We start from the raw sequence: 16,196 nt of genomic DNA, 5'->3' as shown, positions 1-16,196 counted from the left end.
CGGCGCCTTTTTCATTACACCTTTATCAGGCGTTTTTCAGCACTTCGCTGACGATTTCTACTGCTTCTTTCTCGATCTGTGCGCGATGTTCAGCACCAAGGAAGCTTTCACAGTAGATTTTATAGGCGTCTTCAGTGCCAGAAGGACGCGCTGCAAACCAGCCGTTTTCCGTCATCACTTTCAGACCACCAATTGAGGCACCGTTACCAGGCGCTGCAGTCAACCGTGCGGTGATCGGATCACCCGCCAGCGTGTCTGCACTCACCATTTCTGGCGACAGCTTAGAGAGCGCCGCTTTCTGTGCCGATGTAGCAGAAGCCTGCAAACGGTTGTAGCTTGGCGCACCAAAGCGCTGAGCCAGCTCATCATAATGTTGCTGCGGGTTCTTACCGGTCACAGCCGTAATTTCAGCGGCCAGCAAGCACATAATGATGCCGTCTTTGTCCGTTGACCATGGCGTACCATCGAAGCGCAGGAAGGATGCACCCGCGCTCTCTTCGCCGCCAAAACCGAAGCTGCCGTCGAAAAGACCATCCACAAACCATTTGAAACCAACCGGTACTTCAACCAGTTTACGACCAATGTCATTAACAACACGGTCGATCATCGCACTGGAAACCAGCGTTTTGCCTACGGCAACTTCTTTGCCCCATTGCGGACGATTCTGGAACAAATAGTTAATCGCTACCGCCAGATAATGGTTTGGATTCATCAAGCCCGCAGGCGTAACGATACCGTGGCGATCGTAATCAGGATCGTTACCAAATGCTAAATCGAATTTGTCGCGGTAAGCCAACAGGCCCGCCATTGCGCACTCGGACGAGCAATCCATACGCACCACGCCATCTTTATCAAGATGCATAAAGCGGAAGGTTTGATCGATAGCATCGTTAACGATGGTAAGATCTAACTTGTAGTGCTCTGCAATACGCTGCCAGTAAGCCATACCGGAGCCGCCAAGTGGATCGACACCCATTTTCAATCCCGCTTTCTGGATTGCGGCAAAGTCGATAACCTGCGCTAACCCTTCGACGTATGGCTGGATCAGATCTTTTTCTACAATATGGCCGCTTGCCAGCGCTTCATCCAGCGGCAGACGTTTGACTTCTTTCAAGCCATTTTTGATCAGCTGATTTGCACGATCTTCCACCACTTTGGTGACATTGGTATCAGCTGGTCCACCGTTTGGTGGGTTGTACTTGATGCCGCCATCTTCAGGCGGGTTATGGGATGGCGTAATAACAATGCCATCAGCCAGCGCGCCGCCAGACTTATTATGTTCAAGAATTGCGTTGGAGATCGCAGGCGTTGGCGTATAGCCATTATCCTGCTGAACAATAACGTCAACGCCGTTGGCCGCCAGCACTTCCAGCACCGACAAAATAGCGGGTTCTGACAGCGCGTGGGTATCTTTACCTACGTAGCATGGGCCAGTAATGCCATTCTTTTTGCGCTCTTCAGCAATTGCCTGCGCGATAGCCAAAATGTGCAGCTCATTGAAGCTTTGACGCCCTGCGCTACCGCGATGGCCAGATGTGCCAAATTTCACCGCATGTTCCGGGTTCGCCACATCAGGCTTCAGGACATAATACTGTGATGTTAATTGTGCAACGTTAATCAAATCGCTCTGCTGGGCAGGCTGCCCGGCACGGGGGTGATTGGCCATTGGCGCTTCTCCCTGACGCTTCAGTTTAAATGGTGCCGCAAACTTTCTCTGTCAGTTCCGGCGGGAACTGCATTGATAGCATGATGTGTTCGACCATGCTGCATTTGCGACCAGTATTGGTATTGGTGATCACCCAGTACGGCGTGCCAGGAACGTGCTTTGGCTTCGTGTGGGTGCCATTCTGCAACAGCGTGTGCTCATCGCCCGCAAAGTAAACGCGAGTACGGCCTTGCAGCGAGGCAGTTGCCTCGGCAAACGCTTCGGTATCAAGACGATAGAGTGTTGACAAAATCAGCATAAAGCGATTAACCGCTCGCTTCTGCTCCGCATACTCATCAGAAAGCATTAGCTCACGCATGGCTCGCACGCGATCTTGCGGGCGCGATTCTACACGCGCAGCTTGCGCGTCATTCACGTCTGGCTTCGCCGCGTTTGGCGCAGCCGCTGCAGGTGCCGTTTGACCGGCAGTAAACTTCAGCATGCGACGCAGAATATCTGATGCGCTTTCGCCAATATGTTGCGTATGGCTGGCAATATAACGGTAGAGCTCTTCGTCAACTTCGATCGTTTTCATCTTATTCCGTACGGTTTTTTACTCATGACAGAACCATGCATTACCTGAAAAGCCCTTAGCAAAGTTTGGCAATTCGAAATGTGAGCGGATTCTAACATCAGGATTATAAAGTTAAATTCAGGCGGGCTGTTAGCATTCAAACGGTTTATGGGCAAAAGTCAGAATATGTCCTAATGCCGCTGGAACCGGCGCGCCTGAAAAGGTGAATCCATGATAACCTAAGCTTAGGTCTCAAACTTAAGAACTTTGCCATGATTTTGAACGCCCGTCTGCAAACTGAACAATCTACTGTTGATTCCCAGCCCATCCTGCTTATTCATGGACTTTTTGGTAGCCTTGATAACCTTGGCGTGCTGGCGCGTGGATTAAAGGATGATCGTCCTCTCATCCAGGTTGATGTCCGTAATCATGGCATGTCGCCGCGCTCTGAGGAGATGAACTACGCTGTAATGGCGCAGGATATGTTTGACACGCTGGATGCGCATGGTATCGATCGCGTTTCTGTCATAGGTCACTCTATGGGCGGCAAAATAGCCATGACGATGAGCGCACTGGCTCCCGAACGCATTGAACAGTTGGTTATGATTGATATCGCTCCGGTTGATTATCAAACTCGTCGTCACGATGAAATTTTTGCTGCTATCCGGGCGGTCACAGAATCTGGCGTTAAGCTGCGCAGTGCAGCGGCTAATGTTATGCGCAACGTGATCAATGAAGAAGGCGTGATTCAGTTCATTCTCAAATCTTTTCAGGATGGAGAATGGCGTTTTAACGTGCCGGTACTGTGGGACAATTACGCGACCATTTCTGGTTGGAAAGATATTCCGGCTTGGCCACATCCTGCGTTATTCATTCGCGGCGGTGATTCTGCCTATCTGGATAATCAGTATCGCGATGCTTTACTGAAACAGTTCCCGGCAGCTCATGCACATGTGATTAGCGGAGCGGGACATTGGGTGCATGCTGAGAAACCTGATGCCGTTTTACGCAGTGTTCGTCGGTTTTTTGCGCTTTAAAAGCAATTACCTGGCGGTGAAAGTTTAGGATTGGCGTACGCGGTTAGCGTGGAGTATGATGGCGCGCTAAAAATTTGCCGACGGCTATTTCTGCCGCGGTAAGGGCCAATAATTTATAATCTGCGCAGCGTAAACGCCGCTCGCGCCCATTCAGTTTCACTAAGCCATGGCAAAAGAACACACTGACCGCACCACGCTTGATCTGTTTGCTGAGGAGCGTCGTCCCGGTCGCCCTAAAACCAGTCCGCTTTCGCGCGATGAACAGCTGCGTATAAATAAACGCAATCAACTGAAACGTGACAAAGGGCGCGGGTTACGCCGTGTCGAGCTTAAAATGAACAGTGAAGCCGTTGAAGCACTTAATACGCTGGCGGAACAGCGCAATCTCAGTCGCAGCGAATTGATTGAACAAATGTTGCTGCAACAACTCAAACTAGACTGACACGAGCAAAACGCACGCAAAAACAAATGTCACGGCTTTACAAGTTCCGCGCTTTTGTCACGTCTGCTATTATTCGCAGAAATGTGCTGTTTTAGCACACATCTCATCATCAGGATTTAAGAGGTTATTTTACCCATGGCACTCGTAGGCATCTTCTTTGGCAGCGATACCGGCAACACCGAAAACATTGCAAAAATGATCCAGAAACAGCTGGGTAAAGACGTTGCGGAAGTGCATGACATCGCGAAAAGCACCAAAGAAGATCTGGCAGCGTTTGATATCTTGCTGCTGGGCATCCCAACCTGGTATTACGGCGAAGCGCAGTGCGACTGGGATGATTTCTTCCCAACGCTGGAAGAGATCGACTTCAACGGCAAATTAGTCGCGTTGTTTGGTTGTGGCGATCAGGAAGATTACGCAGAGTATTTCTGTGACGCGATGGGCACCATTCGTGACATTATCGAACCTAATGGCGCAGTGATTGTTGGACACTGGCCGACTGAAGGCTATCACTTTGAAGCCTCCAAAGGCTTGGCCGATGATAAAAACTTCTTGGGTTTAGCGATTGATGAAGATCGCCAGCCAGAATTGACCAACGAACGCGTTGAAAAATGGGTTAAGCAGATTTTTGATGAGCTACAGCTCAAAGAGATTATCGAAGCTTAATGCTTACTGATTCGATGTGGGCGCTGGCTCACATCGAATCAGTGGAAATTCCTATAGAAATAATAGCCACATTTTTTTAACTTTCTTCGTTTAATCTGTAGAATACCCCTATCGGTCATCCGCTTATTTCTCTGGATATGAGATGAGGCTGAACGAAATGTTAACAGACCTCTGTAGAAATCCTCCCCGGCTCGGTAAATTCCTCACAGCTAATGGTGATTTCCAGCATTTCACTCGGTTTTCATTTCGTTGCTTCGGTTCTATAATGAGACGCAAATGAGAATGGGTGTAGATCGACATTCAAGGCCAAGCGCCACAAAAGTGATTAAAGTAACAGGACAAAATCCGCATGACTGACAACAATACCGCATTAAAGAAGGCTGGCCTGAAAGTCACGCTGCCCAGACTTAAAATTCTGGAAGTGCTTCAGGAACCTGAATGCCATCACGTCAGCGCGGAAGATTTATACAAACGCCTGATTGATATGGGCGAAGAGATTGGTCTGGCAACGGTTTATCGCGTATTAAACCAGTTTGATGATGCTGGCATTGTAACCCGTCATAACTTTGAAGGCGGCAAGTCTGTTTTTGAGTTGACGCAACAGCATCACCACGATCACCTGATTTGCCTGGATTGCGGCAAAGTGATTGAGTTCAGCGATGAGTCGATTGAAACGCGCCAGCATGAAATCGCTACCCGCCATGGCATCAAATTATCCAACCATAGCTTGTATCTTTACGGTCACTGCTCACTGGGTGATTGTCGCGAAGACGAAACGCTTCACGACAAGTAAGTTGCTCTGCACTGATATGAAAAAGCCGGTTTATAACCGGCTTTTTTTGCGTCTGAATCTCAGGCAACGAGCGTTTCCTGCAAGTAGCGCCAACGCGGAATCGAGGTGCTGCAATCTAAAATCGCCAGTGAAATGCGGCTCTGATTTTGACCGTTCATCATTTGCAATTCACGATATTGAATGATGACTTCATTTTCTTGCTCAGAAATCACCACATGCTCACTGGTCGCAATACGCATCCCTTCACGCTGTCCTTGCAGCTGAAGAAAAAGCGCTTCAGTTTCGTTCAAATTCAGTTGCCTTCCCTGCGGCGTCACCATACAAAAGTCGGGATGAAAGTGCGAAAGCAGAAGATGAAAGCTATCATCCGCGGTCGCTGTGTTATTGAAAATACGTTCAATTAGCTGATGTAATACCACGACACTGTGTTTAGCTTCCTGGGCGAGAACGGTCATTTTTTTTCCTTTTTTAACCCGCATAGCAACGCTTGAGAGCGCTTAGCCTACCTGAAAAAAAGCAATTCACACCTTGTAATTGATTAATTTTACTAAACTAAGATTTCTCCCAGATATGCTTGCAGGGTCAATTTGATGTAAAGCAGCATATCTGGTTGTATTGACAGGAATCGCAGTAATAAAAAAGGGCGATTAATCGCCCTTTTGTTTTTTTATCGTGTCGGTAATCGAAATTTTTAATCGCCGATTTTTGCCCAGGTATCACGCAATCCCACAGTGCGGTTAAACACTAGTTGTGAAGGCGTTGAATACACGCTGTCAGCACAGAAATATCCTTCACGCTCAAACTGATAAGGTGAGGTCACTTCAGCATTTCGTAGGCCAGGTTCGACAAAACCGTGTTTTATTTCCAACGAATTTGGGTTGATGGCAGCAAGAAAATCTTCTGCCGCACCAGGATTCGGTACGCTGAACAAACGGTCGTAAAGTCGGAATTCGGCAGGTAGCGCATGCTCAGCAGAAACCCAATGAATCACGCCTTTAACTTTGCGGCCATCAGCAGGATCTTTACTTAACGTGTCCACATCGCACGTGCAATAAATGCAAGTGATATTGCCGTCTTCATCCTTTGCTACACGCTCAGCGCGAATCACATAAGCATTACGCAGGCGTACTTCTTTACCCAGCACCAAACGCTTGTACTGCTTGTTCGCCTCTTCTCGGAAGTCAGCACGATCGATCCAAATTTCACGGCTAAACGGAGCTTCGCGCGTGCCCATTTCTGGCTTGTTTGGATGATTTGGCATAGTGATAATTTCGTTATGGCCCGCAGGCAAATTCTCAATCACCACTTTTAAAGGATCCAACACCGCCATAGCACGAGGTGCATTTTCATTCAGATCGTCACGAATACACGATTCCAGCGAAGCCATCTCAACGATATTGTCTTGTTTGGTCACGCCAATACGACGGCAGAACTCACGAATAGAGCCCGCCGTGTAACCGCGACGACGCAGGCCTGAAACGGTCAGCATGCGCGGATCGTCCCAGCCTTCTACATGCTTTTCACTGACTAATTGCGTCAGCTTACGCTTCGACATCACTGCATATTCCAGATTCAGACGTGAAAACTCGTACTGACGTGGATGAACTGGAATAGTAATGTTATCCAAAACCCAGTCATACAAACGACGGTTATCCTGGAATTCCAGCGTACACAGCGAATGGGTAATGCCTTCCAGCGCATCGGAAATGCAGTGGGTAAAGTCATACATCGGATAGATGCACCACTTATTGCCCGTCTGATGATGTTCAGCAAACTTAATGCGATACAGCACAGGATCGCGCATCACAATGAAGTTAGATGCCATATCGATTTTAGCGCGCAGGCAGGCTTTACCTTCCTCAAATCCACCCGCACGCATTTTTTCAAACAGTGCCAGGTTCTCTTCTGGGGTACGATCGCGGTAAGGACTGTTTTTACCCGGCGCCGTTAAGGTGCCACGGTACTCACGAATCTCTTCAGGCGTGAGTTCATCCACATAGGCCAGGCCTTTATTGATGAGTTCGACCGCATAGTGATAAAGCTGATCAAAATAGTTTGAGGAATAACAAACTTCGCCACTCCACTCAAAGCCCAGCCATTGCACATCACGCATGATGGATTCAACGAACTCCACATCCTCTTTGACCGGATTGGTGTCGTCGAAACGCAGGTTGCATTGACCCTGGTAATCTTGAGCAATACCGAAGTTCAGACAAATCGATTTTGCATGACCAATATGCAGATAACCATTAGGCTCTGGCGGAAAACGGGTATGCACGCTGCTGTGCTTGCCGCTCGCCAAATCTTCGTCAATGATTTGACGAATAAAGTTAGTTGGGCGGGCTTCAGCCTCACTCATTACAAAAATCCTCAATACGAATAGCGGGTGATTTGTACCACGAAGTATCGGAGTATGATCCACAAAGCGTCGTAGGGAAACAACCGTTTGTTAAGCGTTTAAAACAAAAAGGCAGGAATCGCTTCCTGCCTTTGGGGTTGTGTCGCGGAGTAATTAACCTATTACTTCATACAGTCGGGTTTCGCCGGCAATCACCTGTCCGCTTGCTAACAGATTCAAACCGCCAAAATCATCACTGTTGCTTACCACAACAGGACTGATCATGGATCGTGCATTGGCATTAAGGAATTCAAGATCCATTTCCAGCACCGGCTGGCCAGCAACGACCGTTGCGCCCTCTTCGACTAAGCGTGTGAAACCTTTACCACCTAATGCCACGGTGTCCAGGCCCATATGCACCACGATTTCAACGCCATTATCCGTTTCAAGGCAGAACGCATGATTGGTGGTGAAGATCTTCACAATGGTTCCCGCAATCGGCGCAACCACCCGCTTATCGGTAGGCTTGATCGCTAAACCTTCGCCAACGGCTTTGCTAGCGAAAGCTTCATCCGGCACTGCATCCAGAGCCACAACCTCACCGCTGACTGGTGAGACCAGTGTGGCAATGACTTTTTTATCGCTGTTCAATACGGCTTGCGGCTTAGTCTCTGTCGCCGCTGGCGCGCTACTATTACTCGCTGCGGCAGCCACCGGACCTTTGGTCAGCACGCGTTTCATCGCAGAAGCAATGCTTTCAGCTTGCGTCCCTACAATGATTTGTACGCTTTGCTTATTCAGACGAATCACGCCCGATGCGCCAAGACGTTTAGCCACACCTTCATTGATTTGTGCAGAATCTTTCACATTTAAACGTAGACGCGTAATACACGCATCGATAGCTGTCAGGTTTTCAGAACCGCCAATCGCACCGATATAGCGGCGTGCCAGAGACTCCGTCGCGTTTTCGCCATCGCCCGTTTTATCAACGTTAACGTCGTAGCCATCCGTCTCATCACCCGCAACGGCTAATTCACGGCCAGGCGTCATCAGGTTGAACTTCAGGATAGTGAAGCGGAATACCACGTAGTAAAGGGCAAAGAAGACCAGGCCTTGTGGGATCAGCATGTACCAGTGAGTGGCTAATGGGTTACGGGTTGAAAGCACCATATCCACTAAACCGGCACTGAAACCAAAGCCCGCAATCCAATGCATGCTCGCGGCGATGAAAACAGAAATACCGGTTAATACGGCATGGATGAAAAACAGTACCGGCGCCACAAACATGAAGGAGAATTCCAACGGTTCGGTAATTCCGGTAAAGAAGGCTGCAAACGCAGCTGCCAGCATGATCCCGCCAACTTTGGCGCGGTTCTCTGGGCGTGCACAGTGAAAAATTGCCAGCGCGGCGCCCGGCAAGCCGAACATCATGATCGGGAAGAAGCCCGCTTGATAGCGACCTGTGATACCCACTGTTGCGCTGCCATCAGCCAGAGATTGCGCACCGCCAAGGAATTTAGGGATATCGTTAATGCCTGCAACATCAAACCAGAAAACCGAGTTCAATGCATGATGCAGGCCAACCGGAATCAATAAGCGGTTAAAGAAGGCGTAAACCCCTGCACCGATCGAGCCAAGTTTTTGTATGTGCTCACCAAAGCTGACCAGGCCACCAAAAATAATCGGCCAGATGTACATTAAAATGAACGCGACCAGAATCATCAGGAAGGAGACCAGAATGGGCACCAGACGACGACCGCTGAAGAAAGAAAGGGCTTTAGGCAACTCAACATGGCTGAAGCGGTTATAGACTTCGGCCGATAAGATACCGACAAGAATGCCGACAAACTGGTTATTTATTTTGCCAAATGCAGCGGGAACTTGTTCCACGGGCATTTTCTGAATCATTGCTACCGCAGCGGGTGAACAAAGCGTGGTAACGACGAGGAAACCGACAAAACCGGTCAGAGCGGCTGCACCATCTTTATCTTTCGACATGCCGTACGCTACACCAATCGCGAACAGCACAGACATATTTTCGATAATGGCAGCACCCGATTTGATCAACAACGCTGCTAGCGCATTACTTGCGCCCCAGCTGTCAGGATCAAGCCAGTAACCAACCCCCATTAATATCGCTGCCGCTGGCAGGGTTGCTACCGGCACCATGAGTGCGCGGCCAACCTTCTGTAAATAACCTAACATTTGCCCTTCCCCCTATGAGACACGCTTATTGCTTTGTTGCCGCTTACTCTTTTTTTGTCAGCAACAAAGATCTGTAATAACACTTTTGGTCACGCTGCGAGTGTAATGATAAATTAATTCGCCTCGCAAATTAAAACCGCGCTTTCTGTGATTTTTATCACCAAAAAACGTCTCTTGATGCAGCTGCGTCTGGCTATCACGCCAAACTTATTTTATGATCCAAAATATCAAGGCGCAGAATTACCATGGCGATAACGCGTAATCAGTTTAGGCTGATTATTAGCACAACGGTACAGCGTCTAACCTTTCCCAATTCTTTAATATTGAGGTGAAACATGAGACTGATTCCTTTAGCCACGCCGACCCAAGTAGGCAAGTGGGCTGCACGTCATATCGTCAACCGCATCAATGCCTTTAATCCAAGCGCCGATCGCCCTTTCGTTCTCGGCTTACCTACCGGCGGAACGCCGCTAGAAGCGTATAAACATCTTATTGAGATGCATAAATCGGGCCAGGTTAGTTTCAAGCACGTAGTGACGTTCAACATGGACGAATATGTTGGCTTACCGAAAGAGCACCCAGAAAGCTATCACAGTTTCATGTACCGTAACTTTTTCGATCACGTTGATATTCAAACAGAAAACATCAACCTTCTGAATGGCAATGCGCCTGACATTGACGCAGAATGTCGCCAGTATGAAGAGAAAATTCGTGCGCTGGGTAAAATTCATCTGTTTATGGGCGGCGTCGGCAACGACGGACACATTGCCTTTAACGAACCAGCCTCTTCTTTGGCTTCCCGCACGCGTATCAAAACGCTGACACACGATACGCGCGTTGCCAATTCACGCTTCTTCAACGGCGATGTTGATCAGGTGCCAAAATACGCCCTGACTGTAGGTGTTGGCACGTTACTGGATGCCGAAGAAGTCATGATTTTAGTGACGGGCCATGTCAAAGCGCAGGCGCTGCAAGCGGCAGTTGAAGGCAACGTTAACCACATGTGGACCATTAGCTGTCTGCAACTGCATGCAAAATCCGTTGTGGTTTGTGATGAGCCCTCCACGATGGAATTAAAAGTGAAAACGGTTAAATATTTCCGCGAGATGGAAGCGGAAAATATGAAAGGTGTTTAAGACTACGTTGTAGATGTCTGCTGTTGCCCTTAAATCAAAGCAGGCCTAGCCGGGAGAAGAAAGATGTATGCATTAGTTAACGGTCGTATTTACAGCGGCCATGAGATTTTGGACAACCACGCAGTGGTTATTGCTGAGGGTAAGATTGAGCGTGTTTGCTCTCACGAGGCGCTGCCCGCAGATATTGAGCAGCGCGATGTCTCAGGTGCCATCATCGCTCCCGGTTTTATCGATCTACAGCTGAATGGTTGCGGCGGCGTGCAGTTTAATGACGACATTGATGCGCTCAGCATTCAAACGCTGGAAATTATGCAGCGCGCCAATGAAAAATCGGGTTGTACCAGCTACCTTCCTACCTTGATTACCAGCAGCGATGCGTTGATGAAGCGCGCCATTGAAACCATGCGTGCTTATCTAAACAAGCATCAGCATCAGGCGCTGGGATTGCATCTTGAAGGTCCGTGGTTAAGCACGGCGAAAAAAGGCACCCATAATCCTGCGCTGATCCGTTTGCCCGATCCTGAAATGGTGCAATTCCTGTGTGATAACGCAGACGTCATCACCAAAGTGACTTTGGCACCTGAAAACGCCGGTAGCGATGTCATTCGTCAACTGACTGATGCGGGTATTATTGTCTCTGCAGGCCACTCAAACGCGACCTATGAAGAAGCCAAAACAGGTTTTTCAGCGGGTGTGACCTTTGCGACGCATCTCTATAATGCCATGCCTGTTTTTGCTGGTCGTGAGCCTGGTCTTATCGGTGCGCTGTTTGATTCGCCTGATGTATACTGCGGCATTATTGCCGATGGTTTACATGTTCATTACGCTAATGTGCGTAATGCAAAACGGATTAAAGGCGACAAACTGGTGTTAGTGTCCGATGCCACCGCACCGGCTGGCGCAGACATCGATAAATTTATTTTTGCAGGTAAAACAATATACTATCGTAACGGCCTGTGCGTGGATGAGAATGGCACGCTGAGTGGTTCAGCATTAACCATGATTGATGCCGTGCGAAATAGCGTCGAACATGTCGGCATTGCATTGGATGAGGCGTTGCGTATGGCGACACTTTATCCTGCACGGGCAATGGGCGTGGAAAAACAGTTGGGCACGATCGAAGCAGGAAAAATCGCAAACCTGACTGTGTTTACACGCGACTTTAAAATCACTAAGACGTTTGTCAACGGAGACGACGTCCTGAGCGAGTAAGCACTGAATGACCACTGGCGGCCAGACACAAATAGGAAATGTCGATCTTGTCAAACAACTCAATAGCGCGGCCGTTTATCGGCTAATCGATCAACAAGGGCCGATTTCGCGCATTCAAATTGCCGAATTGAGTCAGCTTGCGCCCGCCAGCGTCACAAAAATTACCCGCCAACTGATTGAGCGCGGCCTGATTAAAGAGGTGGACCAACAGGCGTCCACCGGCGGGCGCCGCGCGATTTCCATCATCACTGAAACCCGCAACTTTCATACCATCGGCGTGCGTTTGGGCCGTAACGACGCCACGCTAACGCTGTTTGATCTCAGCGGGAAATCACTGGCTCAAGAAGATTATGCGTTGCCGGAACGTACGCAAGAAACGTTGGAGCACGCGCTGCTGAATGCCGTCGCCGCCTTTATTGAACTCCACCAGCGTAAAATCCGTGAGCTGATTGCAATATCGGTGATTCTCCCCGGCTTAGTTGATCCTATAAACGGCGTGATTCGCTATATGCCGCATATTTCAGTCAGCCACTGGCCTCTGGTTGCCAGCCTGAAAAAACGCTTCAACGTGACCAGTTTTGTCGGCCACGATATTCGTAGCCTGGCGCTTGCTGAGCACTATTTCGGTGCAAGTCGTGATTGTGCTGACTCTATTCTGGTGCGTTTACACCGCGGCACTGGCGCAGGCATCATCGCTAACGGACACATCTTTCTGGGTAGCAATGGCAATGTCGGCGAGATTGGTCATATTCAGGTCGATCCTTTGGGCGAGCGCTGCCATTGCGGTAATTTCGGCTGTCTGGAAACCATTGCTGCAAATGGCGCGATCGAAAATCGCGTACGCCATTTATTGAGTCAAGGCTATCCCAGCGTGTTGACGCAAGATGATTGCTGCATGCCTCAGATTTGCAAAGCTGCAAATCAGGGTGATGCGCTGGCATGTGAAGTGATCGAATATGTCGGCCGCTATTTAGGCAAAGCCATCGCGATTGCGATAAACCTGTTTAATCCGCAAAAAGTGGTGCTGGCAGGTGAAATCACCGATGCGGAGAAAGTGCTGCTGCCCGCGATTGAAGGGTGTATCAATACTCAAGCACTTAAAGCGTTTCGCAAAAATTTACCGGTGGTGCGCTCACAGTTGGATCACCAATCTGCCATTGGCGCTTTTGCGCTGGCAAAACGTGCCATGCTCAATGGCATCCTGCTGCAACATCTTCTCGAAGACTAAGTCGAGCCTGCCAATCTGGCGGGCTGCATCGGAACGAAACTATGACAATTAAAAACGTAATCTGTGATATCGACGGCGTGCTGATGCACGACAATACCGCTGTGCCCGGCGCTAAAGAGTTTTTACAACGCATCGTGCAAAAAGAGATGCCGCTGGTGGTACTCACCAATTATCCCTCACAAACCGGTCAGGATTTGGCTAACCGCTTTGCCTCGGCAGGTATTGATGTACCGGATTCGGTTTTTTATACCTCAGCAATGGCCACTGCAGATTTCTTGCGTCGTCAGGAAGGCAAAAAAGCCTACGTTATCGGTGAAGGTGCGTTGATTCATGAGCTTTATAAAGCGGGATTCACGATCACTGACGTCAATCCCGATTTTGTTATCGTGGGTGAAACCCGTTCGTTCAACTGGGATATGATGCATAAAGCCGCTTTTTTTGTTGCCAGTGGCGCACGCTTTATTGCAACCAATCCAGATACGCATGCACGAGGATTTGTCCCGGCCTGTGGCGCGCTTTGCGCAGGCATTGAGAAGATTTCTGGCCGCCGCCCTTTCTACGTGGGTAAGCCAAGCCCCTATATCATGCGTGCTGCACTCAATAAAATGCAGGCTCACTCCGAAGAGACGGTGATTGTCGGAGATAATTTGCGTACCGATATTCTGGCAGGCTTTCAGGCGGGACTTGAAACGATACTGGTGCTTTCTGGTGTTTCAACCTTGAGTGATATTGATGCCATGCCTTTCCGTCCAGATTGGATTTATCCTTCTGTGGCCGATATCGACCTGTTCTGATTCATTTTTCTTATGACGCAGCGATAAGAATGTGCGGTGCGTCATCTTTTCTTGCTGAAAACCGCCACACCCGTGATTAAATAACGACCGATTTCGTTATTTAATTATCGATTCATCAATTAAATGGTGATTTTATTGATGAATCCTCAAATATATCGCACTACCAACAATCTTTTTATCAGTAAATCATGATTCCTCTTGCATTGGATGCATGAAATAGCGCATTTTCTTATGCATCAGGCAGCGACAGGCTGCTGCAAACACAAAAGATAACATCGCCGTTAGGTAAGCTCAGGAGTCAGTTATGTGTTCAATTTTTGGTGTGCTGGATCTTAAAACCGATCCTGTTGAGCTGCGCAAAAAAGCGCTGGAATGTTCACGTTTAATGCGTCATCGCGGACCAGATTGGTCAGGTGTCTATGCGGATGACCACGCGATTCTTTCGCATGAACGCCTCTCAATTGTCGACGTCAATAACGGCGCACAGCCGCTGTATAACGCCGACCACACTCACGTGCTGGCTGTTAACGGTGAAATCTATAACCATCAGGCGCTGCGTGCAGAATTAAGCGATCGCTATCAGTTCCAGACCGGGTCTGACTGTGAAGTGATCCTGGCGCTTTATCAGGAAAAAGGCGTCGACTTCCTGGATGATTTGGAAGGCATGTTCGCATTCATCCTGTATGACAGCGTTAAAAACACTTACCTGATTGGCCGCGATCACATCGGTATCATTCCGCTGTATATGGGTAATGATGAGCACGGCAACCTGTATGTCGCGTCTGAAATGAAAGCGCTGGTGCCGGTTTGTCGCTCTATTAAAGAATTCCCGCCGGGAAGCTATCTTTCCAGCACTGACGGAGAAATCCGCCGTTACTGGCAGCGTGACTGGATGGAATATAAAAACGTTGAGCATAACGAAACCGATGCTGCGGGCCTGAAACACGCACTGGAAGAATCAGTGAAAAGCCATTTGATGTCTGACGTTCCTTACGGCGTGTTGCTTTCTGGTGGCCTCGACTCTTCCATTATTTCTGCAGTGACCAAACGTTATGCAGCAAAACGTGTTGAAGATCAGGATAAGAGCGATGCGTGGTGGCCACAGCTGCACTCTTTTGCCGTGGGTCTTGAAGGTTCACCGGATCTGAAAGCAGCGAAAGCTGTGGCCGAACATCTGGGCACCGTGCACCATGAAATTCATTTCACCGTGCAGGAAGGTTTGGATGCCATCCGCGATGTGATTTACCACATTGAAACTTACGATGTCACCACTATCCGCGCGTCTACGCCGATGTATCTGATGTCACGTAAGATCAAAGCGATGGGCATTAAAATGGTGCTGTCGGGTGAAGGTGCAGATGAAGTCTTTGGCGGTTATCTCTACTTCCATAAAGCGCCGAACGCGAAAGAATTCCATGAAGAGAACGTCCGCAAGTTGCTGGCACTGCATATGTTCGACTGCGCGCGTGCTAACAAAGCCATGTCTGCATGGGGCGTGGAAGCGCGTGTCCCCTTCCTGGATAAGAAATTCCTTGATGTCGCCATGCGCATCAACCCGGAAGATAAGCTGTGTGGCAGCAACGGTAAGATGGAAAAACACATTTTGCGTGAATGCTTCTCTTCTTACTTGCCGGAAAGCGTGGCGTGGCGCCAGAAAGAGCAGTTCTCAGATGGCGTGGGCTACAGCTGGATTGACAGTTTGAAAGAAGTTGCTGCGAAGCAAATCAGCGATCAGCAGCTGGCGACGGCGCACTTCCGTTTCCCTTATAACACGCCAAACTCTAAAGAAGCCTATCTCTATCGTGAAATCTTCGAAGAGCTGTTCCCGCTGCCAAGCGCTGCTGAATGTGTACCAGGCGGACCTTCTGTAGCCTGCTCTTCTGCAAAAGCGATTGAGTGGGATGAAGCGTTTAAATCAATGGACGATCCTTCAGGTCGTGCGGTTGGGGTGCATCAATCTGCTTATAAATAAGCAAGATAATTGATTTGAAAATGGGCCCTTTGTGGCCCATTTTTTTTGCCATTCGCCTTGTAAATACTGAATAATTGCCGAATAAACCATCAGCCTGGTTATAAGCCAAACAAACAGGCGCTTTAAGGTAAAAAACGACAAAAAAATTGTTGAC

The 16,196-nt window shown here is 48.8% G+C and carries 14 protein-coding genes; 9 read left to right on the top strand and 5 right to left on the bottom strand.

What is annotated here, in order from left to right; all coding sequences use genetic code 11:
• Positions 1 to 25 precede the first annotated feature (25 nt).
• Together pgm and seqA are read right to left on the bottom strand one after the other, a co-directional pair.
• The gene (gene pgm, locus ACF2G4_RS01530; protein WP_409075394.1) at positions 26 to 1,666 is read right to left on the bottom strand and encodes a phosphoglucomutase (alpha-D-glucose-1,6-bisphosphate-dependent); all 1,641 of its coding nucleotides are present in this window, start codon (positions 1,664 to 1,666) and stop codon (positions 26 to 28) included.
• 25 nt (positions 1,667 to 1,691) lie between these two features.
• Complete coding sequence (seqA, locus tag ACF2G4_RS01525) at positions 1,692 to 2,240, bottom strand: replication initiation negative regulator SeqA (protein ID WP_243078338.1); 549 nt, start codon at positions 2,238 to 2,240, stop codon at positions 1,692 to 1,694.
• A 251-nt stretch (positions 2,241 to 2,491) separates the two neighbouring features.
• Here seqA and ybfF point away from each other — a divergent pair, with 251 nt between their 5' ends.
• The 4 genes from ybfF to fur all read left to right on the top strand — a co-directional run bounded on the left by ybfF (position 2,492) and on the right by fur (position 5,157).
• Positions 2,492 to 3,256 (top strand): esterase, encoded by a 765-nt coding sequence (gene ybfF / locus ACF2G4_RS01520; protein ID WP_409075393.1) that lies wholly within the window; start codon positions 2,492 to 2,494, stop codon positions 3,254 to 3,256.
• Positions 3,257 to 3,422: 166 nt separating this feature from the next.
• Positions 3,423 to 3,698: a LexA regulated protein gene (ybfE, locus tag ACF2G4_RS01515; RefSeq protein WP_215847340.1), complete on the top strand. Its 276-nt coding sequence runs from the start codon at positions 3,423 to 3,425 to the stop codon at positions 3,696 to 3,698.
• Between the two features lie 135 nt (positions 3,699 to 3,833).
• Positions 3,834 to 4,364 carry a flavodoxin FldA gene (gene fldA / locus ACF2G4_RS01510; RefSeq protein ID WP_215847341.1) on the top strand — a complete coding sequence of 177 codons (531 nt, stop codon included), beginning with the start codon at positions 3,834 to 3,836 and terminating at the stop codon, positions 4,362 to 4,364.
• A gap of 349 nt (positions 4,365 to 4,713) precedes the next feature.
• On the top strand, positions 4,714 to 5,157 hold the full coding sequence (fur, locus tag ACF2G4_RS01505) for a ferric iron uptake transcriptional regulator (protein ID WP_215847342.1): 444 nt from the start codon (positions 4,714 to 4,716) through the stop codon (positions 5,155 to 5,157).
• Positions 5,158 to 5,216: 59 nt separating this feature from the next.
• Here fur and ACF2G4_RS01500 read toward each other — a convergent pair whose 3' ends face one another.
• From ACF2G4_RS01500 to nagE, 3 genes are all read right to left on the bottom strand, one after another.
• Complete coding sequence (locus ACF2G4_RS01500; RefSeq protein ID WP_215847343.1) at positions 5,217 to 5,612, bottom strand: hypothetical protein; 396 nt, start codon at positions 5,610 to 5,612, stop codon at positions 5,217 to 5,219.
• 236 nt (positions 5,613 to 5,848) lie between these two features.
• Positions 5,849 to 7,516: a glutamine--tRNA ligase gene (gene glnS / locus ACF2G4_RS01495; protein WP_409075392.1), complete on the bottom strand. Its 1,668-nt coding sequence runs from the start codon at positions 7,514 to 7,516 to the stop codon at positions 5,849 to 5,851.
• Between the two features lie 153 nt (positions 7,517 to 7,669).
• Entirely contained in the window at positions 7,670 to 9,700 is a 2,031-nt protein-coding gene (gene nagE / locus ACF2G4_RS01490) for an N-acetylglucosamine-specific PTS transporter subunit IIBC (protein WP_243078340.1), read from the bottom strand.
• A gap of 335 nt (positions 9,701 to 10,035) precedes the next feature.
• Between nagE and nagB the strand changes: the two genes are divergently transcribed.
• The 5 genes from nagB to asnB all read left to right on the top strand — a co-directional run bounded on the left by nagB (position 10,036) and on the right by asnB (position 16,042).
• On the top strand, positions 10,036 to 10,836 hold the full coding sequence (nagB, locus tag ACF2G4_RS01485) for a glucosamine-6-phosphate deaminase (protein WP_243078341.1): 801 nt from the start codon (positions 10,036 to 10,038) through the stop codon (positions 10,834 to 10,836).
• Positions 10,837 to 10,899: 63 nt separating this feature from the next.
• The gene (gene nagA, locus ACF2G4_RS01480; RefSeq protein WP_332624852.1) at positions 10,900 to 12,048 is read left to right on the top strand and encodes an N-acetylglucosamine-6-phosphate deacetylase; all 1,149 of its coding nucleotides are present in this window, start codon (positions 10,900 to 10,902) and stop codon (positions 12,046 to 12,048) included.
• A gap of 7 nt (positions 12,049 to 12,055) precedes the next feature.
• A complete protein-coding gene (locus ACF2G4_RS01475) occupies positions 12,056 to 13,276 on the top strand; it encodes an N-acetylglucosamine repressor (protein WP_215847348.1) in 1,221 nt (406 codons plus the stop codon).
• Positions 13,277 to 13,317: 41 nt separating this feature from the next.
• Positions 13,318 to 14,070 carry an HAD-IIA family hydrolase gene (locus ACF2G4_RS01470; protein WP_215847349.1) on the top strand — a complete coding sequence of 251 codons (753 nt, stop codon included), beginning with the start codon at positions 13,318 to 13,320 and terminating at the stop codon, positions 14,068 to 14,070.
• 304 nt (positions 14,071 to 14,374) lie between these two features.
• Positions 14,375 to 16,042 (top strand): asparagine synthase B, encoded by a 1,668-nt coding sequence (gene asnB, locus ACF2G4_RS01465; RefSeq protein WP_409075391.1) that lies wholly within the window; start codon positions 14,375 to 14,377, stop codon positions 16,040 to 16,042.
• Positions 16,043 to 16,196 lie beyond the last annotated feature (154 nt).

This window comes from Pantoea phytostimulans, from assembly GCF_046118715.1.
Classification (GTDB): domain Bacteria; phylum Pseudomonadota; class Gammaproteobacteria; order Enterobacterales; family Enterobacteriaceae; genus Pantoea; species Pantoea phytostimulans.
The sequence above is the reverse complement of the archived record's forward strand: the minus strand, read 5'-3'. Positions and strand labels throughout refer to the sequence as shown.